Genomic DNA, 26,377 nt, shown 5'->3' on the forward strand with positions numbered 1-26,377 from the left:
CGTCACTCCCCCCGTCTTGAACTCGGACCCCGAAACTACCCCGGAAGGGGGTCCCGGCGGGCGCGATGCAGCGCGACGATCCCACCGGTCAGGTTGCGCCACTGTACGTCCGTCCAACCCGCGGCCTGAATCGCGCGGGCCAGGTCCTCCTGACTCGGCCACGCACGGATCGACTCGGCGAGATAGACGTACGCGTCGGGATTGGAGCTGACGGCCTGCGCGACCCGCGGCAGCGCCCGCATCAGGTAGTTCATGTAGACGGTGCGGAACGGCCCGAACGTCGGGGTGGAGAACTCGCTGACCACCAGCCGGCCGCCGGGTTTGGTGACGCGGGCGATCTCGCGGAGCCCGGCCTCGAAGTCCGACACGTTCCGCAGACCGAAGGAGATGGTCGCGGCATCGAAGACCGCGTCCGCGTACGGCAGCGCCATCGCGTCCCCGGCGACCATCGGGACCCGGCGGGACGCACCCGCGTGCAACATGCCTTTGGAGAAGTCCGTCGCGACCACCCAGGCGCCGGACCGACCCAGTTCCACCGTCGAGACGCCGGTCCCGGCGGCGAGGTCGAGCACCCGCTCCCCCGGCCGCAGGTCGAGCGCCGCACGTGTCGCCGTGCGCCAGTACCGGTCCCGTCCGAACGACAGGACGGTGTTCGTCAGGTCGTAGCGCTCGGCGACCCCGTCGAACATCGAGGCGACCTCGTGCGGTTCCTTCTCCAGCGAGGCCCGTGAGCCCTTCGTTGCTGCCACACCGCAACCGTACAGGCGGGCCGGATCAGGCCGTCCGCGGCTCCGCGGTCGTGGCCGGGCCGGTCACCTGGGCGTAGTGGTCGAGGAGTTCGGCGCACACCGCGGGCCACGTGCGGCCCAGCACGGACCGCCGGGCTGCCTCCCCGAACCGGGCGCGCAGCAGCGGGTCCCGCAACGCGGTGACCGCGCTCGGGAGCAGCTCGGTGAACCGGTCCACCGGAAGGAGGTAGCCGTTGCGGCAGTGGGAGATCAGGTCGCGGGGGCCGCCGGCGTCGGGGCCGATCACCGGGACGCCGCTGGCCAGGGCCTCCTGCACGGCCTGGCAGAACGTCTCGTGCTCGCCCGGGTGGACGAACACGTCGAGCGCGGCGTAGGCGCGGGCGAGGTCGTCGCCGCCGAGGTGGCCGGTGAACACCGCGGACGGCAGCAGCTCGGCCAGCCGGTCGCGGTCGGGCCCGGCGCCGACGACGACGAGCTGCACCGCCGGGTCTTCGCCCAGGACCGCCAGCCGTTCGACGTGCTTCTCGGGGGCGAGGCGCCCGACGTACCCGACGATCAGCCGGCCGCCGGTCGGATCCCAGTCCGCCCGCAGCCGCGGGTCGCGGGCCGACGGCGCGAACCGGACCGTGTCGACGCCGCGCCCCCACCGGTACACCCGCGGCACCCCGCGCCCCACCAGGGCGTCCACCGCCGCGGTCGACGGGGCGAGGGTGCGGGCGGCGCCGCGGTGCAGCCGCCGGGTCCACCGCCAGGCCGCGCGGCCGGCGAGCCCGAGCCCGTAGCTGTCGGCGAAGCCCGCAACGTCGGTCTGGTAGACCGCGACCGCGGGCACGCCGAGATGTCGTGCGGCGGCCAGTCCACCGGCGCCGAGCAGGAACGGCGAGGCCAGGTGCACGACGTCGGGGGCGAAGTCGCGCAGCGCCGAGACCATCGACGGCTGCGGGACACCGACCGGCAGGGACCGAATCCGCGGGACTGCCACCGCCGGCACCCGATGCACCGGGACGCCGTCGTGCTCGGGCGCGGCGCCCGGACCGCCGGGGGCGACGATCAGCACCGGATGCCCGGCGCGGCGCAGGTGCTCGACCACTCGGACGACCGAGTGGCTGACCCCGTTCACGTGGGGCAGGAACGATTCGGCAACGACGGCGACGCGCACGTCCGTCAGTGTGGGCATCGTGCGCGACGGAGGCGGACGCTGTGGGTGACCGTCGCGCGAACTCTCCGCGAACTACTCGCGACGCCGCCCGAGCAGCCACAGGACCGGCGCCGCGATCAGCCAGGTCACCACGATCACCGACCCGGCAGGCACCAGCGCGACCCGCACGTCCCGGCCCGACACGCGCACCAGGTCGGGGTTCGAGCGTGCGTACTCGACGTCGATGCGCTGTCCGGCGGTCAGGTTCGTCGGGTACAGGACACCGAGCCGCGGTGTGTGTGTGACCCCGTCGGGGGTGACGAAGCTGACCGCGGACCGCAGCGCGCCTGCCGAGAGCACCTCCGCGGTCGCGACGCCCTTGTCCGAGTCGATCGTGTGGTCGTTGCGCCAGGCGGCGAGCACGAGCAGCACCGCGAGGACCGAGATCCCGGTCGCGACGACGAGGACGACGCGGCCGATCCGCCGGGCGGTCGTCTGCGTCACAGCTGGGCCCGGACCGCGGCGTGCAGCTCCCGCAGCCCGGAGCGGTCGGTGGCCACCTCGAGCACCCGGATGCCGCGGCCGAACGGATGCGCCAGTTCGGTGGCGAGCCGGTCCGGTGTCACCGCGTGGTGCTCGATCCGGTAGGCGGCGCACAGCGCGGACAGGTCCATGCCGTGCGGAGTCCCGAAGATCCGCTGGAAGACGCCTGCGTACTGCGGGTCACCCTGTTCGAGGAGTTCGAAGATGCCGCCGCCGTCGTCGTTCGCGACGACGATCGTCAGGTCGCGCGGACGCGGTTCCCCGGCCCCGATCAGCAGTCCGGACGCGTCGTGCAGGAACGTCAGGTCGCCCATCAGCGCGACGGTCCGGCCCCCGCCGGCGGCGTCGGTCGCCAGTGCGGCGCCGATCGCGGTCGAGACGGTGCCGTCGATGCCGGCGACGCCGCGGTTGGACAGCACCCGGACACCGGGGCGCGGGTAGCCGACGAGGGCGGCGTCGCGGACCGGGTTGGACGCGCCGAGCAGCAGCTGGTCACCGTCGGACATCGCGTCGGCGACGACCGCGGCCACGTGCAGCCCGGTGGCCCGCGGGTGGGCGGCGAGCTGCTGCCGCACGGCCTTGTCGGCGTGTTCGGTCAGGTGCCGGCAGCGGTCGATCCACGACTGGTGCGGCGCGCCGTGGACGATCGCGCGGGTACCGGTGGCGATCACGTTGCCGGAGACGTCGGGCCAGCGCGGACCGGTGGTCAGGGCGTACACCGACACCCGCGGGTCGGCGAGCAGTTTCGACACGGGCCGGTGCAGCGTGGGCCGGCCGGTGATGATCGCCTGCCGCGGGTTCAGTTGCGGCAGGGCGAGCGGGTGCAGCGGCAGCCCGTGCATCGGCGCGGTCGGTTCGGCGACGGTCGGCAGTCCGGCGAGCTCGGGCCGATGGGCGGACCCGTGCCCGGAGATGACGACGGTGTCCGGGGTGAGGTCGATCTCGAGCGGCACGTCGAGCGTGGCGTGCACGGTCGTGGTCCAGGGGGCACCGCCGGGCCGGCCTTCGGGACCAGGGCCCTGCTGATGGACGTCCGGGACGAGGGGTTCGCGCAACGGGATGTCGAAGTGCACGGGTCCCGCGTTGCCCGAGCGGGTGCCGCGGGCGGCCGCCAGGACGCGGCACACGGCGGAGCGCCACCGGCTGTTCTGGTCATCGGAGCGGAGCCCGAGGAGCGACCCGTCGGCGCCGCCGTCCTCGGCGAGACCCAGGCTGATCGTGGCCCGGACCTGGGTGCCGAACAGTCCGAGCTGTTCGACGGTCTGGTTGGCGCCGGTGCCGAGCATCTCGTACGGCCGGTTCGCGGACAGCACCACGAGCGGCACCCGGGCGTAGTTGGCCTCGAGGACCGCGGGGCCGAGGTTCGCGACGGCGGTGCCGGAGGTCATCACGATCGGCACCGGGCGCCCGGAGGCGACGGCGAGGCCCACGGCGAGGAATCCGGCGGTGCGCTCGTCGATCCGCATGTGCAGGCGCAGCCGTCCTGCGGTGTCGGCGGCCTGCAGCGCGAAGGCCAGCGGCGCGTTGCGCGAGCCCGGGCACAGGACGACGTCGCGGACCCCGCCACGGATCAGTTCGTCGACGACGGCAGTGGCCTGGGCGGTGGACGGATTCACGTGTCCAGGGTGTCAGACGGTGCGGACCGAACCGTCCCCGCCCACCACCGCCGCTCGGTTAGGCTTGCCTGAGCTAACTCAACTTTCGTGAGGATTCATCCATGGCCAGGCGCTCGAAGTTCGTCAAACCCGACCACCGCGACTTCCTCCGGGCCCGGGTGCTCGGGAGCAAGGAGATCAGCCCGCACTTCGTCCGGGTCACGATCGGCGGCGAGGGCCTGCACGAGTTCGTCCCACTCGGCCACGACCAGTGGTTCCGGCTGTTCCTGCCGACACCGGAACAGCCGACGCTGCGGCTGCCGACCGCGACCGGCAAGCTCTGGTACGCCCAGTACCTGGCGATGGGCAAGGCCACGAAGCCGATCGTGCGCAACTACTCGGTCCGCGCGTTCCGACCGGCCGACCGGGCCCTGCACGGCGACACCCCGGAGATCGACATCGACTTCGTCCGCCACGGGTCCGGCGAGGACGCGGGCCCGGCGTCGGCGTGGGCGACGTCCGCGACCCCCGGCGGCGAGGTCGCGCTGCTCGACGAGGGCCTGATCCACAACCCGGACCCGGACGCCCGCCGGTACCTGCTGGTCGGCGACGAGAGCGCCCTGCCTGCGATCGCCGGCATCCTGGAGTCGGCGCCGGCGGACGTGCGCGGTGAGGCGTTCCTGGAGATCCCCCACGCCGACGACGTGCAGGATGTCACGGTGCCTGCCGGGATGACCCTGCACTGGCTGCCGCGGTCGGACCCGCACGGGCGACCCGGCGAGCTGGCGCTCGAGGCGGTGCGGTCCGCCGAGCTGCCCGAGCTTCCCGACTACACGTTCGCCGCCGGCGAGGCGGCCCTCGCGACCGGGGTGCGGCGTCATCTGGTGAGCGAGCGCGGCGTCGCGAAGTCCGACGTCGTGTTCACCGGCTTCTGGCGGTACGGCAACCCCGCCTACTAGCGCCGCGCGCCTGTGCCGAGGGGCGGCTCCGCCCCTCGGCACAGGCGACTGTGCCGCTACCTAGCCGGCGTGCTTCTCGACGAGCGCGCCGAGTCGGGGCAGCGCCTCGACGACGTTCTTCTTCGCGGACGGACGCAGCGTGGAGTAGACCTTCTTGACGGCGGTCTTGCTGGTGCCCTCGATCTTCTCGTCGGTCACCCCGAGCAGGGCGTCGGCGACCTCGTCGCTGCGGGCGGTGAGGAAGTCACCGAAGCCGGTGCCGCCGGCGGTGCCGAAGTCCTGCCAGAACGGCTCGAGGCGGGTGATGAAGTTCGGCAGCAGACCCTCGACCGCGTCCGGAACGATCGACGGGCCGACCTTCTTGACCGCACCGTAGCCGGTCTTCAGGGCCAGACCCGAGGCGCCGGACTTGTCCGAAACCTCCGCGTCGATGAGCTCCTGCACGTCGGCGACGACGGCCGGCAGCCGCGCCGGGTCGAGCAGGGTTTCGTTCAGTGCTGCAACCACTTTCAAAGCCTCCGATGTTGACGTGAATGTCGTGCGCGACCCTATACGACGCCCCGACCCCACCATCAACTCCAGTCACCTCGATCACAGCAGCAACGCCCTCCGCACCCTCGGACCGGATTGCCAGCAACCGTCGAGCGTACTCACAGCAAGGCGTGACAGCGAGCCATCCGGTCCAGCCACCACGCCGTGCGCTGCGGCGATGCCGCCAGTGCGACCAACCGGTCGGGGTCCGGCGACACCGCAGCGACCTCGAGCCGGCCGCCGGACATCGGACGAGGCGCCGCGACGTCGGCGTCGAACAGGCCGCCGGTGCCGAGCCCGCAGGCGAGGGGCAGACGCGGCAGCGCGGCCGCGGCGGCCAGCCCGGCGCCGATCCCGACCGCCGAGTCCAGCGCACTGGAGACGACGACCGAGACGCCGTGTCCGGCGAGCTCGTCGGCCAGGCTCAGCAGGGCCCGCATCCCGCCCAGGGGTGCGACCTTGACGACCGCGACGTCGGCCGCGCCGGCCCGGACCACGCGCAGCGGGTCGTCGGCGCGGCGGATGCTCTCGTCGGCGGCGATCGGCACCGGGGCGCCCCGGTCGGCCAGGCGCCGTCGCAGGTCGACCAGTTCGGGCACGGTGGCGCACGGCTGCTCGGCGTACTGGAGCTCGCCCCCGGTCGTCAGCGCCGTCAGCGCCGTGACCGCCTCGTCGACGCTCCAACCGCCGTTCGCGTCGACGCGGACGTGGTCGACGTGCTCGCGGACCGCCGCGACCCGGGCGACGTCGTCGGCGAGGGTCTGCCCCTTCTCGGCGACCTTGACCTTCGCGGTCCGCGCGCCGGGGAACCGGGCCAGGATCTCGGGTACCCGCGCGGCGTCGACGGCGGGCACGGTCGCGTTCACGTCGACGGCGGCACGCTGTGCCGGCGGCGGACCGATCCACGCGCTCTCGACCGCGGACCGCAGCCACGCGGCGGACTCGGTGTCGCCGTACTCGGGGAACGGCGCGAACTCGCCCCACCCGGCGGGCCCGCGCAGCAGCAGCACCTCGCGAACGGTGATTCCACGGAAGCGCACCCGCATCGGCAGGCTCACCACGGTCGCGGCGGCCCGCAGGTCGTCGAGTGCCGGACGCGGGCAGGGCAGCCCGGCGTGGCGCGGTTCGGTCATCGGTCCGGGCCTTCGGTCGAGGCGTCCACGAACGCCGCGTCGCGCAGCAGCGGAACGACGGTGGTCGTGTCGAGTTCGGCCGCGATCCCGACGTCGCCGGCGAACCCCTTGGCGGCGAGCTCGCGTCCGCTCGCGCTGTCCCGCAGCCGGGCATCGATCGACGGCGACGCCGCGTCGAACGCCGCGACCGCTGCGAGCGATTCGGGCGAGCACCCGTCGGGGTCGGCGGCGGCGAGGACCCGCAGCACCGCGCCGGCCCCCCACAGGTCCTCGACGGCGGGCCGCAGCGCGCCGTCCGGCCACCGCTCCCCCGCGGCGATCACCGCGACCGGTCCGGCGGTGTGGGCGGTGACCCACCGCGCGACCGCGGTCGCGTTGCGCAGGCACGCCCCGACCACCGCGACCCCGGCGTCGGCGAGCGCGAACGCCAACGCGGACCCGTTCGGCGACGGCAGCACGAGCCGCCGCACACCGTTCGCGCGGCGGATCGAGGCCGGCGACAGGCTCGGCCGCCCGGGGGCCGCCTGGGACCGGCCGACCGCGACCGTCGCGTCCCGCTCGGCCGCGTAGCCGGCGGCCGCCGCCGGGTCCCACCGGTACGGGTAGACGACCGCGCCGGCCTCGATCGCGACGGTGAGGGTCGTGGAGAACGTGAGCACGTCGACCACGACGGCGACGGCGCAGCCGGGGACGACGGCCGCTGCCCCCTCCCGGCCCCAGTCGAAGCGGATCCGGTGGTCGGTCTGCCGGTGTTCGGGATGCACCTGCGGTGCGGTCGTTTCCGACACGGACTCAGGGCTGACCGGGCAGCAGGACGATCATCAGCGCTTCGGCGTCGGCGAGCAGGGTGCCGTCCGGTTCGGTCAGCCGCGCGCTGACGAAGGTCTTGCGGCCGTCGACCCGGTCGACCCGGCCCTCCACGACGAGCGGCGTCTCCAGCGGGGTGATCTTGCGGTAGTTGACGTGCAGGTAGCCGGTGCGGCTGATCGGCCTGCCTGCCGCGTGCGTGATCATGCCGAACAGGTCGTCGAACAGCAGCGGGAGGACCCCGCCGTGCGCGGCCCCGTTGCCGCCCATGTGATAGCGGCGGAACACGCCGGTCGAGCGCACGCCGGTACGGTCGAACTTCTCGACCGTCCAGGGCAGCATCAGCAGGCTGCCACGGCCGGGCAGTCCGACGGATCGTCCGGCCGGATAGTGCCCCTCGGGCGCCGTGTACGGGGCGAGCAGCGCGGCGAGCGCCTCGGCCTGCTCGGCGGCCTGCGCGATCACCTCCGGCGGCGGCGCGGTCGACACGGCCAGGTCCTGGACGGTCCGCAGCGCCTCGACGAGTCGGCCGAAGTGGGGACCGCCGTTGTCGGGGTCGGCCGCGTACACCGGGAACCCGCCGTGGTGCTCGTAGTCTCCGTCGCGCTCGGTGTGCTCGGTCATGACCTGCACGGTAATCCCCCGCGGGCCCGCGGCCCCGCAGGCCGCGGACCGGGAGCGGCCTATCCTTGCTTCCCGTGACCTTCAATCCGCAGCTGTGGCGTCCTGTCCCCGGGTTCGAGAACCTCACCGACATCACCTATCACCGGCACGTCTCGCAGGGCACCGTCCGCGTCGCGTTCGACCGGCCGGAGGTGCGCAACGCGTTCCGTCCGCACACCGTCGACGAGCTGTACCGGGCGCTCGACCACGCGCGGATGACGTCCGACGTGGGCTGCGTGCTGCTGACCGGCAACGGCCCGAGCCCGAAGGACGGCGGCTGGGCGTTCTGCTCGGGCGGCGACCAGCGGATCCGCGGACGCAGCGGTTACCAGTACGCCTCGGGCGAGACCGCGGACACCGTGGACAAGGCCCGCGCGGGCCGGTTGCACATCCTCGAGGTGCAGCGGCTGATCCGGTTCATGCCGAAGGTCGTGATCGCGTTGGTCAACGGCTGGGCGGCCGGCGGCGGGCACAGCCTCCACGTCACCTGCGACCTGACACTCGCGTCCCGCGAGCACGCCCGGTTCAAGCAGACCGACGCCGACGTGGGCAGCTTCGACGGCGGCTACGGCAGCGCGTACCTGGCGAAGATGGTGGGCCAGAAGTTCGCCCGCGAGATCTTCTTCCTCGGCGACACCTACACCGCCGAGGACATGCACCACATGGGAGCGGTGAACCGGGTCGTCGACCACGCCGAGCTCGAGGACGTCGCGCTGGAGTGGGCGGCGAAGATCAACGGCAAGTCTCCGCAGGCGCAGCGCATGCTCAAGTACGCCTTCAACCTGACCGACGACGGTCTGGTCGGCCAGCAGCTGTTCGCCGGTGAGGCGACGCGGATGGCGTACATGACCGACGAGGCGGTCGAGGGCCGGGACTCGTTCCTCGAGAAGCGCGCTCCGGATTGGTCGCCCTATCCCTGGTATTTCTGAGCCGGGCCCGAGGGGCGGTGGAATCCACCAGGAGGCACCACCCCTCGGTCCGGGTCACCGGCGGCGACCCCGGGATCAGAGCTTCACGACTCTCGACGTCGGGATCGGGTGCGAGTCGGCCTTGATCCAGCGCATCGCCCACGTGCCCTCGGTGTGGCCGTCGGTGCTGATCCAGTTCCCGTAGCCGGGGTCCTTGGCCGCGACGACGATCGTGAGCGTCCCGTCGTCGTTGATCTTGGCCGTGTGGTTGTTGATGTAGATGTTCGACCGGTGATAGTCGAGGGATTCCACCCAGAAGTTCTGCAGCACGAAGTTGTAGTACTCGCAGTTCGGGATCTCGGTCTCGATCACCCACGCCTCGTCCTCGGCGAGCTTCCAGTAGCCGTGGAAGTAGAAGATCGTCGGGTCACCGCCGGCGTTCTGGAAGTAGTCCTGGCCCCAGTCGACGATCTCGTTCGGGTGCGGCATGAACTTGCGTGACCACTCGAGGAAGGTGCCGGCGGTGCCGCGGAACATGCCGACGGCCTTGTCCAGGCGCTGGCCGATCTCCTCCGGCGTCAGCGGGACGAACTCGCCGTCCGGGTTCAGGCACTCGATGGAGAGATCGGCGATCACCTCGTTGCGGCGGTCCTGGTACGTCTGCCGGACGGAGATGAGGTTGCTCTCCGGATCCATCTGCAACCACGCGGTGCCGTCCGCCGGCTTCTCCGCGCTCGCGATGAATTCGAAACGACCGTGCTCGTCCACCTCGAGGTCGTGAATGTGGAGGTCACCGGTCTGCAGCATGGTGCCGTCGATGTGGTACCGATTGATCCGCGAACCGAACGTCACGAGCGGCACCGTACCCCGGGTACCCGCGATCCGATACGTGTACTTGCCGGAGATGTTGGCGCGCATGTAGACGTTGTCCGGGTTGTCGGCGCCGATCTTCGTCATCATGTTCGGGTTCGGCGCCGACGTGAACTGAGGCCAGCGCGGATCGGTGTACTCGACGCAGTTGATCGTCGCGTAGCGCAGCAGACGGGTCAGGTAGCGGACGCCCTCGGCCTGCGTCAGCGGGTCCTGCGGGACGATCTCGTCGTGCAGGATGGTGCCGGCCTCGAGGAGGTCGGCGCAGAACTTCTCCCAGGTGGGGTTCATGATGAGTTTCCCTGTCTTTTCGGTGTTCTCGATCAGGATCAGGCAGTGGCGAACCGGGCGTCGACTTCTTCGGCGGTCACCCCGAAGTCGTCGAGCGAGTAGCGGTGGGACGGCGCGCGATGGCTCCCCAGACTCTCCTGGTGTGCCGCCTGCACCGCGCTGCGCGCCTCGTCGGTGAACGGGAGCGCGAACCGGGAGTAGATCGACTCCACGGTGCCGAGCGGATCGGCCACGAAATCCTGGTAGTCCACGTCGACGAACTGGTCCGGGTTGCACCGAGCGCGAGCACGATTGAAGGTCTCGTTGCCGCGGGCCCACAGGTCGAGTTGGGTGCGTCCGATGGTCGGACGGTCGAAGGCATTCGACATGTCGTGCTTGCCCTGCTCGGCGAGGCTGAACGTCGACGCCATCGAGGTGCGCGGGTCCCGGAAGGTCCGGATGAACAGTGCATCCGGGAAGATGTTCATGATCTCGTCGATCGCGAAGACGTGGCTGGGGCTCTTGAGCACCCACCGCCGTCCCGGGTCGTTCAGCCCGATCAACTGCAGGTTCTTCTTGTACCGCGCGTAGGTCGCGGTCCAGTCCTGCTCCGCCAGCCACTTCGAGTAGGTCGGCACGTACGACACGCATTCGAACGAGATCGAGAGCATCGTCTGCTGCAGCAGTCGCCAGCACTCCTCGGCCTCTTCCGCGCCCATGAAGTGCACCTTCATCAGGTCCGGCTCGTTCTCCTGGCGGGCGCGGTAGAACGCGTCCGCGCGAAGGAAATCCTCGTTCTCCGACCACGTCTCGCGCGCAGGTCGGGGCTGCGGAGTCTCCGCGAGCCACATCTCGATGCCCTGGTGTGCCGGGTCGGCGCTCAGCAACCGCTGGAGAGCGGTGCTGCCGGTGCGAGTGATGCCGCTGACGAAGATCGGGCGCTCGATCGGGACGTCCACGTGCTCGGGGTGCCGGGCGAACCCGGACTCGCTGACCAGACGGCCGGCCAGCGCCCCGGTGATCATCTTGCGAGCGATCGCCTTCCCGTGCGGTGTCAGGTCGGCCTCCCGCTCGAACGAGTCGAGCAGGACCGTCAGTCCCTCGAGGTACTCGTCACTGCCGAAGTCGTCCAGCCCGGTCTGCTCGCGGGCGGACTGCTGCAGGTCCTCGATCGAACCCACGCCGTCGTGCTGCTCTGTCATCGGTAATTCCTTGTCTGAGTGGATCAGTGGTGGGTGTGCCCGCAGTTGACGTCCAGGCACTGCCCGGTGACGGCACGGGCCAGGTCGGAGGCCAGGAACACCACCGCATTCGCGATGTCGTCGGGCTCGGGCAGCCGACGCAGATCGGTGGCGGACGCGATCTCCGCGTAGATCTCGACCGGGTCGACGCCGCGCTGCGCAGCCTGCTTTTCGACCATGGCCTTGACCCGGTCCGCCCAGATGTAGCCGGGAGCAACCGAGTTCACCCGGACACCCACCGGGCCCAGTTCCACCGAGAGACTGCGCGCGAGGGCGAGCAACCCGGCCTTCTGCACCCGGTAGGCGCCGAAGTTCGGCAGCTGGTTCCGCAGCACCATCGAGTTGATCATCACGACCGACCCCTCGGACTGCGCGAGCGCGGGAGCCAGCTTCCGGGTCAGGCGCAGCGATGCCAGCAGATTGATGTCCAGGCCTTGCCGGACCGACTCGAATTCGGTGTCGAGCAGCCGCTCGTGGGGCGGCTGGACGAAGGCGTTGTGCACCACCGTGTCGATCCGTCCGAACTCCGCGAGCGCGGACTCGGCGAGGTTCGTCACCGACGCGTCGTCGGTGAGGTCGGTGGGTACCGCGACGGCGGTGCCGCCCAGCTCCCGGATCTCGGCAGCGATCTCCGTCAGCCGCGACTCGGTCCGGGCGGCCAGGACGACCCGAGCACCGGCCAGCGCACTCCGGACGGCCACCGAGCGCCCGAGCCCCGTCCCGACACCGGAAACGACCACGACCTTCCCGTCGAGCATCGCCGGCATCACCTGCGGCGCCTGCAACCCCAGCGTCATACCTGCGCCTCGGGGTCCAGAACGACGCTCAGCGAGACGATCTTGCCGTCGTCGTCGAACTCGAAGAGATCGCTGGCGAGGAAGTCGGGCATGCCCTCTCGCTGCACGCGCAACTGCATCGCCGCATACCGACCGGAGACAAGGATCGGCGAGTGGCGGCTCACCGTGAACGGGACCTTCGCGTTCTTCTCGTCGAACGCCCGGATCTCGTCGCGACCCCGGTAGGTCGCGACGCCGAGGGGTTCGTGCTGGACCGCCGCGTCGGCGAACAGCGCGACCAGCTCGTCCACGTCGTGATTGCCCAGGTGCTCGACGTACGACTTCACCACTGCACAGATCTCAGTTCGGTTCGGCAAGAATCACTCCCTCTGTTTCGGTAGAACTCTCTGTGGTGCAGCCTGTTTCGTTGTCAGGAGATGACGCCACGGTCGCGCAGGAACTCGACGATCCGATCGGTCGCGTCCTCGGGTGCGATGGTCGTGGTGTCGATGCGGACGTGTGGCGACGTCGGCGGCTCGTAGGGCGAGTCGATGCCGGTGAAGTTGGCGAGCTCGCCGCGCCGCGCCTTCTTGTAGAGCCCCTTCGGGTCCCGCTGCTCGGCGACGTCGATCGGGGTGTCGACGAACACCTCGCAGAATCGGTCCTCGCCGATCAGCTCGCGGGCGGCCTCGCGTTCGGCGCGGAACGGAGAGATGAAGGACGCCAACACGATCAGTCCGGCGTCGGCCATCAGCCGCGCCACCTCGGTGACCCGCCGGATGTTCTCGACCCGTTCGGCCTCGGTGAAGCCCAGATCGCGGTTGAGGCCGTGCCGGACGTTGTCGCCGTCGAGCAGGTACGTGTGGCAGCCGAGCGTGTACAGGCGACGCTCGAGTTCGTTGGCGATGGTCGACTTGCCGGAGCCGGAAAGGCCGGTGAACCAGAGGATCTGCGGTTTGTGCCCGTTCAGCGTCGCACGGGCCTGCTCGTTCACGTCCACGGCCTGCCAGTGGATGTTGTCCGACCGCCGCAGCGAGTGGCGGACGAGACCCGCACCGACGGTGGTGTTCGTCAGCCGGTCGATCAGGATGAAGCCGCCCATGTCCCGGTTGTCCCGGTACGGGTCGAACGGGACCGGACGGTCGAAGCTGATGTTGCAGACACCGATCTCGTTGAGCGCCAAAGTGTTCGTTGCGGTCTGTTCGAGTGTGTTGACGTTGACCTTGTACTTGGGCCGTGTGATGCGCGCCTGGACCGTCATCGTGCCGATCTGACACAGGTAGGGACGCTCGGGCAGCATGTCGGCCTCACCCATCCACACCACCTGCGCCTCGAACTGATCCGCAACACCCGGAAGCGCGTCGGTCGCCACGAGGACGTCTCCTCGGCTGATGTCGATCTCGTCGGTCAGGGTGATGGTGACCGACCGGCCGGCCACCGCTTCGTCGAGGTCACCGTCCATCGTGACGATGCGGTCGACCGTGGATTCCTTGCCGCTGGGCAGCACCCTGATGCGATCTCCGGGGCGGACCACGCCACCGACGATCTGGCCCGCGAACCCGCGGAAGTCCAGGTCCGGCCGGTTCACCCACTGCACCGGCATCCGGAACGGGGCGCCGCGAACCTCGTCCTCGATCTCGATCGTCTCGAGATGCTCGATCAGCGTCGGCCCCTGGTACCAGGGCGTGTTGGGGCTCGGCTCGATGAGGTTGTCACCGACGTACGCGGACATCGGGATCGCGACGACGTGTTCGAGGCCGATCTCGGCGGCGAACGCCGCGTACTCACCGGCGATGCGCTCGAACACCTCCTGCGAGTAGTCGACGAGATCGAGCTTGTTGACCGCGAGCACCACGTGCCGGATGCCGAGCAGGGAGACGAGGTAGGAGTGCCTGCGGGTCTGGGTGAGCACCCCCTTGCGGGCGTCGACCAGGATCACCGCCAGCTCCGCCGTCGAGGCACCGGTGACCATGTTCCGCGTGTACTGCTCGTGCCCCGGGGTGTCGGCCACGACGAACTTGCGCCGCTCCGTGCTGAAGTAGCGGTACGCGACGTCGATCGTGATGCCCTGCTCGCGCTCGGCGGCGAGACCGTCCACGAGCAGCGCGAAGTCGAGGCCGTCGCCCTGCGTGCCCACCTTCCTGGAGTCGCTCTCGAGAGCACTCAACTGGTCCTCGAAGACGAGCTTCGACTCGTACAGCAGCCGGCCGATCAGCGTGCTCTTGCCGTCGTCGACGCTGCCGCACGTGATGAAGCGCAGCATGCTCTTGTTGGCGTGCCGCTCGAGGTACTGCTCGATGTCGTCGGCGATCAGATTGGACGAGTGGGCCATCAGAAGTACCCCTCCTGCTTCTTCTTCTCCATCGAGGCGGTGCCGTCGTGGTCGATGACGCGGCCCTTACGCTCGGACGTCGTGGTGAGCAGCATCTCCTGGATGATTCCGGTCAACGTCGTGGCCGTGGACTCGACGGCGCCGGTGAGCGGGTAGCACCCGAGTGTCCGGAACCGGACGCTCTTGAGTTCGGGAACTTCCCCGGGCCGCAGCGGCATTCGGTCGTCGTCGACCATGATGAGCGTGCCGTCGCGCTCGACGACGGGCCGCTTCGCCGCGAAGTACAGCGGCACGATCGGGATGTTCTCCTGCCGGATGTACTCCCACACGTCGAGTTCCGTCCAGTTCGACAGCGGGAACACCCGCAGCGTCTCGCCCGGCGACTTCCGCACGTTGTACATCCGCCACAGCTCGGGGCGCTGACGCTTGGGATCCCAGCGGTGCTCGGCGGAACGAACCGAGAAGACCCGTTCCTTGGCGCGCGACTTCTCCTCGTCGCGGCGGGCGCCACCGAACGCGGCGTCGAACTTGTGGAGGTCGAGCGCCTGCTTGAGCCCCTCGGTCTTCCACATGTCGGTGTGCGTCGACGAGCCGTGCGTGAACGGGTTGATCCCCTTCTCGACGCACTCGGGGTTCCGGTGGACGAGCAGGTCGAAATCCCCTGCCTCCGCACTCTTGTCGCGGAGTTCGTACATGTCGCGGAACTTCCACGTGGTGTCGACGTGCAGGAGCGGGAACGGCAGCCTCGACGGGTGGAAGGCCTTGCGCGCCAGATGCAGCATCACCGCACTGTCCTTGCCGACCGAGTACAGCATCACGGGGTTCTCGCTCTCGGCGACGGCCTCCCGCATGATGTGGATGCTCTCGGCCTCCAGCCGTTCGAGATGGGTCAGGGTACGGGTCATCGTCCGAGTTCCTCCAGGACGTCACGGGCCAGCTCGGGCCGGCAGATCAGCAGGTCGGGGAGCCAGGGATTGGCCTGGTTGTAGATCGGGTCGGAGCCGTCGATCCGGGAGACGTGCAGTCCCGCGGCACGAGCGACCGCGACCGGCGCGGCGGAGTCCCACTCGTACTGGCCGCCGGCGTGGGCGTAGACGTCGACGTCGCCGCGGACCACCGCCATCGCCTTCGCGCCGGCCGAACCCATCTCCACGAGTTCGGCACCGAGCGCCGCGGCCATCGCCATCACGGGTTCCGGACGGCGGGTTCGACTCACGACCACCTTGGGGGCACCGCCCGACGGTGCCGGCGGCGTGGGCGCGCCCGAGGTCGAGTACGTGACGCCGAGCGCGGGCATCGCGACCGCTCCGGCCACGAGTTCCCCGTGCTCGACGAGCGCGACGTGGACGGCCCAGTCGGTGCGGCCGGGCTCGCCGAACTCGCGGGTCCCGTCGAGCGGGTCGACGATCCAGACCCGGTCGGCGGTGAGCCGCCGGAGATCGTCGGCACCCTCCTCGGAGAGCACCGCGTCGCTCGGGTGTCGCCGTGCGAGCGCGGCGACGAGGAAGTCGTGGCCGACCCGGTCCCCCTCGCGCCGCACGTCGGCCGGGTCGGCACCGGCGCGCTGCAGCTCCGCGCGGCGCGCCAGCAGGAGTTCGCCTGCGGCGGTGGCGATTTCGGCCGCGGAGCGACCGTCGGAGCGTGCGCGCGAGGCCGGGCGGGGCGGCATGGACACCGCGATGTCGTCGTTCATGACTGTGACTGTAGACACAGAATGAACAATGTTCAATCCCATATCGAACATTGTTCATTCTTCGGGACGGCGAGCCCCGGGGGCGGACGGATACGGTGACGCGGTGAGCGAATCGAACGGCAAGTCCATCTACGGCGACGCCGAGGCACGGCGGCGCCGCACCCTCGACGCCGCCGCCGCACTACTGGACGAGGGCGGGTACGCCGCGCTGACGATCCGCTCGGTGGCCAAACGCTCGGGCACCAGCACCGGGCTGATCTACCAGTACTTCGCGGACAAGCAGGAGATCTTCGCCGCACTGCTGAACGAGAGCCAGATCGAATCCGCCACGGTCGCCGCCGCGCTCCCCCGCGACAAGGGGGTCGCCGCGCTGATCGAGGCCGTGATCCCCGAAACCGTGCGCCAGTGGGCTCGCGTCGGCCGGCTGACCGCCGTCTGGCGCGACGTCGAGGGCGCGGAGCGTAACGAACGCGAGTCGGTGCGCGAGCTGCGGGTCACCGCAGATCGCTACAACGCCGAACTCCACCGCGCCCTGCGCGAGGCCGCCGAGGCCGAGGGCCGCGTCCTCCGCGACGACCCGGCGATGATCCCGTTCGTGCTGTCGGGACTGATGGGTGTGGCGGACACCATCGTCAACAACTGGGCCGACCACCTCGACGCGGCCGAGCTCGTGTCCTTCACCGCGGCCGCGATCACCCGCGGCATCACGGCCGGCGACCCCACGGACTGACCCGGGTCAGAGCGCGCGCGCGAGCCGGGCCGTCGCCGCGCGCACCAGCGGCGCCACCCGGTCGAGGCGGACCTTCCGGGCCTGACCCGCCGCGCACAGCGACACGACGGTGCCGTCCGGGCTCCGCAGCGCCGACGCGATCGATCCGATCCCGCCGTCCCCGATCCCGGACGTGGTCTCGGACTCCTGGATCGCGATGCCGGACGCCCCCCTGATCCGGTTCAGTTCGCCGTGCAGACGCGCGGCGGTCCACCCGTCGAGGGACTCGCCGCGCGCGACCTCGGCACTCACCAGGTCGTCGACACGCTCCGGGGTGAGCAGCGCGAGCATCGCGCGCCCGCCGGTCCCGCGGTGGGCGGCGAGCGTGGACCCGACACGGCTGCGGATCGCGAGGGCGAACGGGCCGCCGATCTTGTCGAGGAAGTGCTCCCGGCCACCCTCGAGGACCCCGAGGTGAATGACGAGGCCGGTACGTAGGTACAGCTCCTGGACGGTGTCGGCCGCGGCCATCCTGATCCGGGCGTGGGTTGCCTGCGGCCCGACCGCGCCCAGCGCGCGGCTGCCGAGGCGGTAACTGCGGCCGTCGCGGGCGATCCAGCCGAGGTCGACGAGTTCGAGCATGATCCGGTGAACGGTGGAGCGGGGCAGCCCGGTCCGCGCGGTGACGTCCTCGAGGCTCAGGCCCTCGCACGGCGCGTCGAAGGCGTCGATGATGCGGGTCATCCGCGCGAGCATCGACTCGCGCTGCCCCTGACGCCCGGCACCGGCGTGCCCGTCGGACGCCTCGGCCTGCCACCGACCGATGTCGACCACCGTCACGACGCGCGCCTCCCATCGGGCTCGGGCGTCCCCCGGAGCGGAGAACTGAAATCAATTCTTATCAGTGATGTGTACCACACTTCAAGCGCTACCCGACGGACCCTACTCGACGATCGACCCGGTCGGCAGGGACCACCCCGCGCGCGTGACTCGGGCACACTGACTCCATGAGCCGCCCCGTATCGGACGACCCCCGCGAGCGCCCCGCAGCGGCGCACACCCGACCGGACGGTGTCAGCGACGCCGCCGTTGCCGCGGTGGGCAAGCTGTCCGAGGCCCTGGAAACCGTCGAGCGGGCCCGCGGCCACCTGTACGACTTCCACCAGCTGATCGGTCACGCCGACCGGCAGCTCGGCGAGGCCGTGGAGGCACTGCGTGCGGCCGGACTGCCCGAGCTGGCCGCCGACATCGACACCGACCTGCTCGGCCGCAACGTCCTGCCCGGCCGCTGGACCTTCCAGGTGGTCGAGGAGTTCGACGACGGCTACTGGTCGGCGTTCCGCGCCTGGGAACGGGCCGGCCGCGACACCGTCCTGGGCGGGCGGCGACACGTCTACGAGGCGGAGATGAAGGAGGCCCGGCGGACCCACGGCCGCCCCGGCCACGAGGCGCGACCCGCCGAGGAGGACTGAGCGATGGAGATCCTGAGCAGCCGGATCATCGTGCGGCCGAAGGACTATCCGACCACCCTGGCGTTCTACCGTGACGCCCTCGGGCTCGCGATCGCCCGGGAGTATCCCGGTGGCACGGTGTTCTTCGCCGGACAGAGCCTGATCGAGGTCGCCGGGCACGGCGGATCCGACGTCGAGTCGACCTTCGAGGGCGCGATCTGGCTGCAGGTCCGCGATCTCGCCGACGCGCACGCCGAACTGGAGTCCGCCGGGGTCACGATCGTCCGCGAGCCGCGGCAGGAGCCGTGGGGTCTGCACGAGATGTGGATCGCGGACCCGGACGGCGTGCCGATCGTGCTGGTGCAGGTTCCCGCCGACCACCCGCTGCGCCGCGACACCCGCTGACCGACCACCCTGCCGTGGCCGCCAACGGCAGGCCGACGGAACGGTCCGTTCGCTCGGTCTACCGGCCCGGACGGTCCCGTTCTTGCGGCGGTGCGGCGGGCTCGGGGGCGGCGGGCACGGACTCGGTGGGCACGCCGACCGGGCCGGACTCGGGGGCCTCGGCGGCGGGCCGGGCCAGGGCCGGCCGGGCGAGCAGCTCGACGGCGAGCAGCGCGAGTACGGCGATCAGGATCGTCACGATCACGACGGTTCCCGACGGGTATCGCCAGAACACCAGGGTGGCGATCGCGACGCCGATGATCACGACGCGCAGGGGCAGCCGGTAGGTCGCGGCGATCCGTTCGACCGTGCGGGGCTCGCGGTCGGTCGGCGCCGTCCGGAGCCGGTCCATGCCCCGGGTGTAACCCCGCCGGATCGCGGTCGCCGACGCGGACGACCCCGACACGTACCCGACGATCCCGACCAGCAGGCCGAGCACGAACACCGCCCGCAGCGTCGTGCGCAGCGGCTGGACGAGGGTGTCGAACAGCGCCGACGCCGCATCCGACGGCAGCACGTCCGGCGGCACGGCACCCAGATAGACGGCACGGCCGATGCTGATCCCGATGGCCAGCACTCCCATCCCGATCGCGAGTGCGGCGCCGGTCAGCGACACCGCCCGGCGCCGTCCACCGCGGGGAGCCGCCCAGATCGCCAGCAGCGCCACCAGCAGCGTCAGCCACGGCAGCACCGCGGACGCCTTGTCGAGCCAGTTCACCGCCCGCTGAGCCTTGACCAGGTCGGCGGACTGGAAGATCACGAACGTCGCGTTCACGTCCGGCAGCTTGTCGACGAACGCGAAACCGCGGTCGACGAGCTCGGCCTTGACGGTCTCGATGATCGCGGCGAGCGAGATGCTCACCTGCCCCTTCTCGTTGACCTGGACGCTGCCGGTGTTCTCGCCCGTCGCGACCGACACCAGCTCCTCGTGCGCCTTCCGATTCGCCTCGACCCACATCGTCTGGAACTGGTCGGAGGTGACGAGCTTCGACGTGGCGTTGTGCACGAACGACTGCGCCTGCCCGGCGATCACGGGCGCGAGGCCGACGACGGCCGGTGGCACCCGCGGCGCGACCTCGGTCAGTGCGCTGAGCGCGTCCGCGGTCATCTTCTCGACGTCGACCCGGGTCATGATCTGCTCGGTGATCTGGTCCGTCAGCGCCGCCTGCAGGGCCGGGTCCGACGCGAGCGGTGCCACGGTCTGCACGTAGCGGTCGGTGTCGAGCACCTGACTGCGCGCGTACCGGGCGGCGACGGATCCGATGCCGAGCACCGCGACCAGCACCAGCAGCAGTCCCGTCGCCGTCCACCGCAGTGCCGGGTGCCCGCTGCGGGGTGCGGCGGCCGGTGCGGCGGCGGCGGGTGGCTGCGCGGCCTTCAGCTCGGCAACCTCCGCGCGCAGCCGTTGCAGCTCCGCCCGCTCGTCGGAGGTCAGCGGTTCACCGTTTCCCGGCCCGGCCATCGTCGATCTCCCTCCGTCGAGAACACCCTGCTCGAGGAGCACACCAGGTTCCGGATCGTGGGTCATCACCCGTGCGGGGTGAACTCGACGCGGAAGGCGGTGTTCCGCTGTGCACCCCGGGGGTGGGCGGCGCAGAATCGTCGGGGCGGGCACACGTTCCGCAACCAGGCACGATCGTGACGAGCGACGAGGCGAGCCCATGACTGTCGATACCGCGAAATCGAGCACCGCCGCGACCGGATCGGCGCTGGTGCTCACCGTCCTGGGCGCCGGCCAGTTCCTGATGACCCTCGACAGTTCGGTGATGAACGTGTCGATGGCCTCGGTCGCCGCCGACATCGGCACCACGATCACCGGCATCCAGACCGCGATCACGCTGTACACGCTGGTGATGGCGACCCTGATGATCACGGGCGGCAAGATCGGCACGATCCTGGGCCGCCGCCGGGCGTTCGGGATCGGGCTGGTCGTCTACGGCATCGGGTCGGCCACGACGGCCATCGCACCCAACCTGGCGGTGCTGCTGCTCGGCTGGTCCCTGCTCGAGGGCATCGGTGCCGCGCTGATCATGCCGGCGATCGTCGCGTTGGTCGCCGCGAACTTCCCACCCGAGCGCCGCACCGCCGCGTACGGGCTGATCGCCGCGTCCGGCGCGATGGCCGTGGCCGCGGGTCCGCTGGTCGGCGGCGCGGTCACGACGTTCGCCTCGTGGCGGTACGTGTTCGCCGGCGAGGTGGTGATCGTGGTGCTCATCCTGCTGGTGCTGCGCCGCATCGCGGACGTTCCCCCGCAACGCGTGAAACTGGATCTGCTCGGGTCGCTGCTGTCGATGGTCGGGCTCGGACTGGTGGTGTTCGGCGTGCTGCGTTCGAGCGAGTGGGGCTGGGTCCGGGTACGGCCGGGCGGGCCGGAGTTCTTCGGCCTGTCGCCGGTGTTCTGGCTGATCCTCGCCGGACTGGTCGTGATCCACCTGTTCCTGCGCTGGCAGTCCCACCTGGCCGCGACCGGCGGGCAGCCGCTGCTGGACGTGACGCTGCTGCGCAACCGTCAGCTGTCCGGCGGGCTGACGATGTTCCTGGCACAGTTCATGATTCAGGCTGGGGTCTTCTTCGCCGTCCCGCTGTTCCTGTCGGTGGTGCTGGAACTGAGCGCGCTGGCGACCGGCGTCCGCCTGCTGCCGTTGTCGGCGGCACTGCTGGTCGCGGCCGCCGGGATCCCGAAGGTGTGGCCGTACGCGAGTCCGCGGCGGGTGGTGCGGCTCGGCCTGGCCTCGATGCTCGTCGGCATCGTGATCCTCGCCGCCGGGATGGATCCCGGTGCGAACGCCGCGGTCGTGGCGGTGCCGATGCTGCTGATGGGGCTCGGTCTGGGTGCGCTCTCGTCCCAGCTCGGGGCGGTGACGGTGTCCGCGGTGCCCGACGAGAAGAGCCCCGAGGTCGGCGGCCTGCAGAACACCGCCACCAATCTGGGGGCGTCGCTCGGCACCGCGTTGATCGGGTCGGTGCTGATCGCCACCCTCAGTTCGCTGGTCCTGACCGGAATCAAGGAGCATCCGGCGGTACCGGAGTCGGTCGCGCAGCAGGCGAGCACCGAACTCGCCGCCGGGGTGCCGTTCGTGTCCGACACCCAGCTGCGCACCGCCCTCGACGACGCCGGCGTGCCGCCCGCGACCGCGGACGCGATCGTCGACGTGAACACCGACGCCCGCCTCGAGGCGCTGCAGGTGGCGTTCTCGCTGGCCGCCCTGCTGACCGCGGGTGCCCTGCTCGTCAGCGGACGCATACCGCGCGACCCCGTCACCCGTGGGTGATCCGGGGGGAGATCACTCACGGGCGCGGAGCGCCTACGTGCGGTGTTCCTACGTGCGGAGTGCCTCGGCGATGCGATCGGCCTGCGCCTGCCCCTCGTAGAGCTGACGCAGCAGCCACAACCGCAGCACCCGCGCGAGGGCACCGGCGAGGTACACGGCGGCGCCGATCACGGTGACCGCCAGCAGCGCGGTGGCCAGGATCTGGTACGAGGCGATGTTGCGCAGGTCGGTCAGCGTCAGCGACGCGAGGTAGACGACGAATGCGGCCGCCGCCCCGACCACCATCAGCACCAGCCCCACGATCCGGGCCCGGCCGTCCGCCCGACCGGTGTTGTCGGTCTTCAACTTCAGTTCGGACACATCCTTCGCGAACTGGTCACGACGGTCCTCCGCGAGTGCGGTCATCGTCATCCTCCTAGGTAGCTGGTTGAGAGTTCACGGTCGATGTCGGCGGGGTCGCCGGTCTTCACCACACGGCCCTGCAGGATCAGCGCGGCCGACGTGGCGATCGGCAGCACGGCCCGGGCGAACTGCTCCGCGACGAGGATCGACAGGCCCTCGGCCGCGAGCTGGCCCACGATGTCGTACATCTCGGTGACGACACGCGGCGCCAGTCCCATCGACAGTTCGTCGAGCAGCAGCACGGTCGGTGCGGTGCCCAGCGCCCGGGACAGCGCCAGCATCTGCTGCTCGCCCCCGGACATCGAACCGGCGAGCTGGTTGCGCCGCGTACCGAGGATCGGGAAGCGGTCGTACGCAACCTGTTCGAGGTCCTTCAGGGCGGTACCGGTTCCGGTGGCCACCCACAGGTTCTCCCGCACGGTCAGGTTCGCGAAAACGCCCCGCCCCTCGGGGATGGTGCAGATCCCGAGCCGGGCCAGGGCGGCGGCGTCGACACCGTTCACGCACCGGCCGGCGAGGCGGAACTCGCCGGCGGTCACCGGCAGGATGCCGGAGCAGATCTTCAGCGTCGACGTCTTGCCACCGCCGTTCGGGCCGAGGAGGGCGACGACGGCGCCGGGGTGCAGCTGCAGGTCGACCCCGTGCAGTACCTCGATGGCCCCGTACCCGGCCCGCACTCCGGCCAGTTCGAGCAGCGGTTCCGGTTGCTCGGCACCGGAACTCGCGGTCCCCACGACGGGTGCGGTCATGCCACGTCCTCCGTTCCGATGTAGGCGGCGATCACGGCGGGATCGTTCCTGATCCGTGCCGGGGTCCCGGATGCGATCAGCGACCCGTAGTCGAGCACGTGGATGTGCGAGCACACCCGCATGACCAGGGGCAGGTCGTGCTCGACCAGGCAGATGCCGAGCCCCTCCCCCGCCAGCCGCACCAGCAGCTCGGCGAAGTCGTCGGTCTCCTGCTCGGTCTGGCCGGAGGCCGGCTCGTCGAGGAGCAACACGCGGGGGTCGGTCATCAGCGCCCGCGCGACCTCGACGACGCGGGCGCGGCCGGTCGGGATGTCGGAGACGTCCTGGTGCGCAACGTCCGTCAGCCCGGTCAGCTCCAGGAGCCGGTCCGTCTCGGCCTCGAGGTCGCGGCGGGCGCGACGTCCGGTGCCGTGGATGTCGCCGGCGACACGCAGGTTGTCCCGCACCGACAGCGACAGGAACAGTTCGAGCCGCTGGAAGGTGCGGGCCAGGCCGAGCCGGGCCCGCTTGTACGGGGCGCTCCCGGTCACGTCGACCCCGTCGATCAGCACCCGCCCGGAGGTCGGCTTCTGCAGACCGGTGACGGTGTTGAACAGGGTGGTCTTGCCGGCACCGTTCGGTCCGATCAGTCCGGTGACGGCGCCGCGGTGCACCGCCAGGCTGACGTCGTCGACGGCCACGTGCCCACCGAATCGCACGGTGATGCCGCGGGTTTCGAGCAGCGGTGACGATTCAGGGGACTGCATTGACGGTCAACTCCTTCTCGGACTCGGGTCCGGCCGGCGCCGCCGCGTCGGACTGGGCGTGCCTGCCGCGGGGCGCGGGGTCGGCCGGCGTGCGCAGCACCGGACGCGGCACCGCGGGCGGCAGGCCGAGTTCGCGGTCGACGCGGGCGAGGACCGCGTCGGTGTACGGCTCGTCGACCCCGATGCGTTCCGGGTCGAGCGGACGCCGGCGGGCGGCCTCCTCGGCACCGAGAACCGCTGTCGGCATGACCATTTCACCGATCACCGGCAGCGCGAACACGGTCACGATCGAGATCGACGCGAACCACCAGTTGTCGAGGACCCCGGCCAGGGCCAGCGCGTACGCGGCCGCGACCACCGCGGCCCCGCCGACCAGCACCGGCTTGGCGCCCGCCAGTTTGCGGTAGCCCTCGACCACCTGGTGCACGCTGCCGGACGGGTTCCTGCCGACCCCGACTCCGATCAGCGCCGGGCTGACCGCGGCGATGTTGCCGAGCAGCAGGTACAGCCCCTCGAGGTCGGGCTGCGCCTTCGCCAGGTTGTTGAACGAGACCATGATGACCGAGAATCCGACCCCGGCCATCACGCCGCCGAAGAACGCGCCGCTGACGTAGCCGATGCCCGCGACCACGGTCAGCATCAGCAGGGTGAGGCTGATGACGATCGTGAACGTCTCCCCGGAGACCGAGCCCATCGCCGAGGACATCAGGATGCCGCCGAGACCGGCGATGCCGGCCGACAGCACGAACACGCTCAGCTTCAGCGTGACCAGGTTCTGGCCCAGCATCGCGGACGCGGCGGGGCTGTCCTTCATCGCGGTCAGCCGGCGGCCGTAACCGCTGTTGCGCAGCGCGACCAATCCGACACCGATCACCGCGAACACCACGGTGGCGGTCATCAGGAACGTGGTCGGGTTCGCCAGGTCGAGGGGTCCGACCTTCAGCGGCGGGATGACCAGGGTGCCGCCGGTGAAGATCGAGAACCTCACCCCGAACAGTTCGTGTTCGGTGGTGTCGCGCAGGACCATGTTGGACAGGAACACACCGAACGCCATCGTCGCGAGCGCGAGGTAGAGCCCGCGCAGCCGCAGCGCGGGCAGGGCCACGAGTCCGCCGACGAGACCGGCGACGATCACGCCGAGGAGCACGCCGACGATCGTGAGCCGTTGCGCCAGACCGGATCCGGTGATGCCGAAGTGGAACACGACGATCGTGGCGATCGCACCGAACGACAGCGGAGCCAGATTCATCTCGCCGGCGTACCCGGTCAGGACGGTCAGCGACAGCGCGACGATCGCGAAGCAGACGCCGATCGTCAGGGTCGTCACCGCGGACTCGACCATCAGCAGCCGGATCAGGTACACGATCACGACCAGGGCGACGGCCCAGCCGGCGGCCTTGCGCACGGACGGCACGTGGTAACGCTCGCGGGTGCGGACGGCGGCGCCGCGCAAGCGGTCCTGCGGCAACACGATCAGCACCACGAACAGCGCGATCATCGGCAGCGAGACCCGCAGGTTCGATGTCCACGTCCACGTCGTCGGCGCATAGCCGAGCAGGTACGTGCCGGCCAGGCCGAGCCCGATCGCGCCGGCGAACGTCCGCGGGATGCTCCGCAGCCGGCCGAACATCGCGGCCGCGAACGCGTCGATCACGAGCAGCGTCAGCAGGTTCGCCTCCAGGGTGCCGCCACTGATCGGCGTCACGAGGATGCCGGCCACGACCGCGAGCATCGAGCTCAGCGCCCACGAGAACCCGGCGATGCGCTCGGGGTTGTGTCCGCTCAGACGCAGCAGGTCGGGGTCGTCGACGACGCCGCGCATCGTCGCGCCCATCCGGGTGCGGGTGAACAGCAGGCGCAGTCCGACGGCGATCACAACGGCGACGACGAGGCAGATGATCTCGTGCACGTGCAGGGTCGCGCCGAAGAACCGGACCTTCGCGCCGTCACCGAAGAACATGTGGAGCGTGCGGGGTTCCTCGGGATGCCAGAACCACTGGGACAGGAACAGCATGCCCAGCATGATCGAGACGGTGACCACGATCTTGGTCACCTCGGCGGTGTCGCGGAGACCCCGCATGATCAGGAAGTACAGGCCGAGACCCATCAGGGGCCCGACGACGGCGATGACGATGAGCAGCGCCAGCGGAGCCGGGACGCCCCAGCCGATCGTGAGCTGCCAGTAGAGGAACGCGCCGAGCATCGCCTGTGCACCGTGCGCGAAGTTGAAGATTCCCGAGGTGTTGTAGGTGAGCACCAACCCGGAGGCGGCGATCGCGTACACGGAACCGAGCACGAGGCCCAGCATCGTGAACGTCACGAATGTGTCCATGAGAGAACCCTTGGTCGGGGGACTGGGAGAGGGCGGGCGCGGCCGGCGGTCGTGGCACCGGCGA

Annotated in this window: 27 protein-coding genes; 6 read left to right on the forward strand and 21 right to left on the reverse strand. The window is 70.6% G+C overall.

Annotated elements, in window-relative coordinates:
- Positions 1–35: 35 nt before the first annotated feature.
- The 4 genes from ABD951_RS21495 to menD all read right to left on the reverse strand — a co-directional run bounded on the left by ABD951_RS21495 (position 36) and on the right by menD (position 4,046).
- Positions 36–689 (reverse strand): demethylmenaquinone methyltransferase, encoded by a 654-nt coding sequence (locus tag ABD951_RS21495; protein ID WP_425569920.1) that lies wholly within the window; start codon positions 687–689, stop codon positions 36–38.
- An 85-nt stretch (positions 690–774) separates the two neighbouring features.
- Positions 775–1,908: a glycosyltransferase family 4 protein gene (locus ABD951_RS21500; RefSeq protein WP_345350692.1), complete on the reverse strand. Its 1,134-nt coding sequence runs from the start codon at positions 1,906–1,908 to the stop codon at positions 775–777.
- Between the two features lie 72 nt (positions 1,909–1,980).
- Positions 1,981–2,391: a DUF3592 domain-containing protein gene (locus ABD951_RS21505; RefSeq protein ID WP_345349916.1), complete on the reverse strand. Its 411-nt coding sequence runs from the start codon at positions 2,389–2,391 to the stop codon at positions 1,981–1,983.
- Positions 2,388–4,046 carry a 2-succinyl-5-enolpyruvyl-6-hydroxy-3-cyclohexene-1-carboxylic-acid synthase gene (gene menD / locus ABD951_RS21510; RefSeq protein ID WP_345349919.1) on the reverse strand — a complete coding sequence of 553 codons (1,659 nt, stop codon included), beginning with the start codon at positions 4,044–4,046 and terminating at the stop codon, positions 2,388–2,390. Before menD ends, ABD951_RS21505 begins: the two co-directional genes overlap by 4 nt.
- Before the next feature lie 101 nt (positions 4,047–4,147).
- Between menD and ABD951_RS21515 the strand changes: the two genes are divergently transcribed.
- Positions 4,148–4,984 carry a siderophore-interacting protein gene (locus ABD951_RS21515; protein ID WP_345349923.1) on the forward strand — a complete coding sequence of 279 codons (837 nt, stop codon included), beginning with the start codon at positions 4,148–4,150 and terminating at the stop codon, positions 4,982–4,984.
- 60 nt (positions 4,985–5,044) lie between these two features.
- Here the strand turns inward: ABD951_RS21515 and ABD951_RS21520 are convergent, their stop codons facing one another.
- The 4 genes from ABD951_RS21520 to ABD951_RS21535 form a co-directional block, all read right to left on the reverse strand.
- Positions 5,045–5,491: a DUF6918 family protein gene (locus ABD951_RS21520; protein ID WP_345349926.1), complete on the reverse strand. Its 447-nt coding sequence runs from the start codon at positions 5,489–5,491 to the stop codon at positions 5,045–5,047.
- A gap of 143 nt (positions 5,492–5,634) precedes the next feature.
- Complete coding sequence (locus ABD951_RS21525; RefSeq protein WP_345349929.1) at positions 5,635–6,648, reverse strand: o-succinylbenzoate synthase; 1,014 nt, start codon at positions 6,646–6,648, stop codon at positions 5,635–5,637.
- Positions 6,645–7,412, reverse strand: coding sequence for a 2-phosphosulfolactate phosphatase (locus tag ABD951_RS21530; protein ID WP_345350695.1), 768 nt, complete (start codon positions 7,410–7,412; stop codon positions 6,645–6,647). The genes ABD951_RS21525 and ABD951_RS21530 overlap by 4 nt, the downstream gene beginning before the upstream one ends.
- Before the next feature lie 28 nt (positions 7,413–7,440).
- Positions 7,441–8,079, reverse strand: coding sequence for a PaaI family thioesterase (locus ABD951_RS21535; RefSeq protein WP_345349932.1), 639 nt, complete (start codon positions 8,077–8,079; stop codon positions 7,441–7,443).
- A 74-nt stretch (positions 8,080–8,153) separates the two neighbouring features.
- Here ABD951_RS21535 and ABD951_RS21540 point away from each other — a divergent pair, with 74 nt between their 5' ends.
- Positions 8,154–9,047 carry a 1,4-dihydroxy-2-naphthoyl-CoA synthase gene (locus tag ABD951_RS21540; RefSeq protein ID WP_345349935.1) on the forward strand — a complete coding sequence of 298 codons (894 nt, stop codon included), beginning with the start codon at positions 8,154–8,156 and terminating at the stop codon, positions 9,045–9,047.
- A gap of 75 nt (positions 9,048–9,122) precedes the next feature.
- Here ABD951_RS21540 and ABD951_RS21545 read toward each other — a convergent pair whose 3' ends face one another.
- Genes ABD951_RS21545 through ABD951_RS21575 form a run of 7 tightly spaced genes read right to left on the reverse strand, consistent with a single transcriptional unit; the run spans position 9,123 to position 16,208 of the window.
- Positions 9,123–10,187: a DUF1214 domain-containing protein gene (locus ABD951_RS21545; protein WP_345349938.1), complete on the reverse strand. Its 1,065-nt coding sequence runs from the start codon at positions 10,185–10,187 to the stop codon at positions 9,123–9,125.
- Between the two features lie 38 nt (positions 10,188–10,225).
- The gene (locus ABD951_RS21550) at positions 10,226–11,368 is read right to left on the reverse strand and encodes a sulfotransferase family protein (RefSeq protein ID WP_345349941.1); all 1,143 of its coding nucleotides are present in this window, start codon (positions 11,366–11,368) and stop codon (positions 10,226–10,228) included.
- 23 nt (positions 11,369–11,391) lie between these two features.
- The gene (locus ABD951_RS21555; protein ID WP_345349944.1) at positions 11,392–12,204 is read right to left on the reverse strand and encodes an SDR family oxidoreductase; all 813 of its coding nucleotides are present in this window, start codon (positions 12,202–12,204) and stop codon (positions 11,392–11,394) included.
- Positions 12,201–12,560: a nuclear transport factor 2 family protein gene (locus ABD951_RS21560; RefSeq protein WP_345349947.1), complete on the reverse strand. Its 360-nt coding sequence runs from the start codon at positions 12,558–12,560 to the stop codon at positions 12,201–12,203. Before ABD951_RS21560 ends, ABD951_RS21555 begins: the two co-directional genes overlap by 4 nt.
- A gap of 53 nt (positions 12,561–12,613) precedes the next feature.
- Complete coding sequence (gene cysN / locus ABD951_RS21565; RefSeq protein ID WP_345349950.1) at positions 12,614–14,515, reverse strand: sulfate adenylyltransferase subunit CysN; 1,902 nt, start codon at positions 14,513–14,515, stop codon at positions 12,614–12,616.
- A complete protein-coding gene (gene cysD / locus ABD951_RS21570; protein WP_345349953.1) occupies positions 14,515–15,420 on the reverse strand; it encodes a sulfate adenylyltransferase subunit CysD in 906 nt (301 codons plus the stop codon). Before cysD ends, cysN begins: the two co-directional genes overlap by 1 nt.
- A complete protein-coding gene (locus ABD951_RS21575) occupies positions 15,417–16,208 on the reverse strand; it encodes a 3'(2'),5'-bisphosphate nucleotidase CysQ (protein WP_425569907.1) in 792 nt (263 codons plus the stop codon). Before ABD951_RS21575 ends, cysD begins: the two co-directional genes overlap by 4 nt.
- A gap of 103 nt (positions 16,209–16,311) precedes the next feature.
- Here ABD951_RS21575 and ABD951_RS21580 point away from each other — a divergent pair, with 103 nt between their 5' ends.
- Positions 16,312–16,938: a TetR/AcrR family transcriptional regulator gene (locus ABD951_RS21580; RefSeq protein ID WP_345349956.1), complete on the forward strand. Its 627-nt coding sequence runs from the start codon at positions 16,312–16,314 to the stop codon at positions 16,936–16,938.
- 6 nt (positions 16,939–16,944) lie between these two features.
- On the opposite strand, the gene ABD951_RS21585 is transcribed toward ABD951_RS21580, so the two are convergent.
- Positions 16,945–17,757 carry an IclR family transcriptional regulator gene (locus tag ABD951_RS21585; RefSeq protein ID WP_345349959.1) on the reverse strand — a complete coding sequence of 271 codons (813 nt, stop codon included), beginning with the start codon at positions 17,755–17,757 and terminating at the stop codon, positions 16,945–16,947.
- Between the two features lie 167 nt (positions 17,758–17,924).
- Between ABD951_RS21585 and ABD951_RS21590 the strand changes: the two genes are divergently transcribed.
- Positions 17,925–18,389 (forward strand): hypothetical protein, encoded by a 465-nt coding sequence (locus ABD951_RS21590; RefSeq protein WP_345349962.1) that lies wholly within the window; start codon positions 17,925–17,927, stop codon positions 18,387–18,389.
- A gap of 3 nt (positions 18,390–18,392) precedes the next feature.
- The gene (locus ABD951_RS21595) at positions 18,393–18,773 is read left to right on the forward strand and encodes a VOC family protein (protein ID WP_345349965.1); all 381 of its coding nucleotides are present in this window, start codon (positions 18,393–18,395) and stop codon (positions 18,771–18,773) included.
- Between the two features lie 58 nt (positions 18,774–18,831).
- Here the strand turns inward: ABD951_RS21595 and ABD951_RS21600 are convergent, their stop codons facing one another.
- The gene (locus ABD951_RS21600) at positions 18,832–20,274 is read right to left on the reverse strand and encodes a hypothetical protein (RefSeq protein ID WP_345349968.1); all 1,443 of its coding nucleotides are present in this window, start codon (positions 20,272–20,274) and stop codon (positions 18,832–18,834) included.
- 199 nt (positions 20,275–20,473) lie between these two features.
- Between ABD951_RS21600 and ABD951_RS21605 the strand changes: the two genes are divergently transcribed.
- Positions 20,474–22,084, forward strand: a complete 1,611-nt coding sequence (locus ABD951_RS21605; protein ID WP_345349971.1) for an MFS transporter — start codon at positions 20,474–20,476, stop codon at positions 22,082–22,084.
- A gap of 48 nt (positions 22,085–22,132) precedes the next feature.
- Here ABD951_RS21605 and ABD951_RS21610 read toward each other — a convergent pair whose 3' ends face one another.
- The 4 genes from ABD951_RS21610 to ABD951_RS21625 are packed head-to-tail and all read right to left on the reverse strand — an operon-like array spanning position 22,133 to position 26,313.
- Positions 22,133–22,489: a hypothetical protein gene (locus ABD951_RS21610; protein ID WP_345349974.1), complete on the reverse strand. Its 357-nt coding sequence runs from the start codon at positions 22,487–22,489 to the stop codon at positions 22,133–22,135.
- Positions 22,490–22,491: 2 nt separating this feature from the next.
- Positions 22,492–23,235: an ABC transporter ATP-binding protein gene (locus ABD951_RS21615; RefSeq protein WP_345349977.1), complete on the reverse strand. Its 744-nt coding sequence runs from the start codon at positions 23,233–23,235 to the stop codon at positions 22,492–22,494.
- The gene (locus ABD951_RS21620) at positions 23,232–23,981 is read right to left on the reverse strand and encodes an ABC transporter ATP-binding protein (RefSeq protein WP_345349980.1); all 750 of its coding nucleotides are present in this window, start codon (positions 23,979–23,981) and stop codon (positions 23,232–23,234) included. Before ABD951_RS21620 ends, ABD951_RS21615 begins: the two co-directional genes overlap by 4 nt.
- Positions 23,968–26,313 carry an ABC transporter permease gene (locus tag ABD951_RS21625; protein ID WP_345349983.1) on the reverse strand — a complete coding sequence of 782 codons (2,346 nt, stop codon included), beginning with the start codon at positions 26,311–26,313 and terminating at the stop codon, positions 23,968–23,970. Before ABD951_RS21625 ends, ABD951_RS21620 begins: the two co-directional genes overlap by 14 nt.
- Positions 26,314–26,377 lie beyond the last annotated feature (64 nt).

The sequence above is a fragment of the Rhodococcus olei genome (assembly GCF_039540555.1).
Classification (GTDB): Bacteria; Actinomycetota; Actinomycetes; order Mycobacteriales; family Mycobacteriaceae; genus Rhodococcus_G; species Rhodococcus_G olei.

Coding starts and splice junctions, on each gene's coding strand:
- ABD951_RS21495 (WP_425569920.1), bottom strand. CDS start 689: ATGTTCGACGGGGTCGCCGAGCGCTACGACCTGACGAACACCGTCCTG.
- ABD951_RS21515 (WP_345349923.1), top strand. CDS start 4,148: ATGGCCAGGCGCTCGAAGTTCGTCAAACCCGACCACCGCGACTTCCTC.
- ABD951_RS21525 (WP_345349929.1), bottom strand. CDS start 6,648: ATGACCGAACCGCGCCACGCCGGGCTGCCCTGCCCGCGTCCGGCACTC.
- ABD951_RS21535 (WP_345349932.1), bottom strand. CDS start 8,079: ATGACCGAGCACACCGAGCGCGACGGAGACTACGAGCACCACGGCGGG.
- ABD951_RS21545 (WP_345349938.1), bottom strand. CDS start 10,187: ATGAACCCCACCTGGGAGAAGTTCTGCGCCGACCTCCTCGAGGCCGGC.
- ABD951_RS21550 (WP_345349941.1), bottom strand. CDS start 11,368: ATGACAGAGCAGCACGACGGCGTGGGTTCGATCGAGGACCTGCAGCAG.
- ABD951_RS21555 (WP_345349944.1), bottom strand. CDS start 12,204: ATGACGCTGGGGTTGCAGGCGCCGCAGGTGATGCCGGCGATGCTCGAC.
- cysN (WP_345349950.1), bottom strand. CDS start 14,515: ATGGCCCACTCGTCCAATCTGATCGCCGACGACATCGAGCAGTACCTC.
- cysD (WP_345349953.1), bottom strand. CDS start 15,420: ATGACCCGTACCCTGACCCATCTCGAACGGCTGGAGGCCGAGAGCATC.
- ABD951_RS21575 (WP_425569907.1), bottom strand. CDS start 16,208: ATGAACGACGACATCGCGGTGTCCATGCCGCCCCGCCCGGCCTCGCGC.
- ABD951_RS21590 (WP_345349962.1), top strand. CDS start 17,925: ATGAGCCGCCCCGTATCGGACGACCCCCGCGAGCGCCCCGCAGCGGCG.
- ABD951_RS21595 (WP_345349965.1), top strand. CDS start 18,393: ATGGAGATCCTGAGCAGCCGGATCATCGTGCGGCCGAAGGACTATCCG.
- ABD951_RS21600 (WP_345349968.1), bottom strand. CDS start 20,274: ATGGCCGGGCCGGGAAACGGTGAACCGCTGACCTCCGACGAGCGGGCG.
- ABD951_RS21605 (WP_345349971.1), top strand. CDS start 20,474: ATGACTGTCGATACCGCGAAATCGAGCACCGCCGCGACCGGATCGGCG.
- ABD951_RS21610 (WP_345349974.1), bottom strand. CDS start 22,489: ATGACCGCACTCGCGGAGGACCGTCGTGACCAGTTCGCGAAGGATGTG.
- ABD951_RS21615 (WP_345349977.1), bottom strand. CDS start 23,235: ATGACCGCACCCGTCGTGGGGACCGCGAGTTCCGGTGCCGAGCAACCG.
- ABD951_RS21620 (WP_345349980.1), bottom strand. CDS start 23,981: ATGCAGTCCCCTGAATCGTCACCGCTGCTCGAAACCCGCGGCATCACC.
- ABD951_RS21625 (WP_345349983.1), bottom strand. CDS start 26,313: ATGGACACATTCGTGACGTTCACGATGCTGGGCCTCGTGCTCGGTTCC.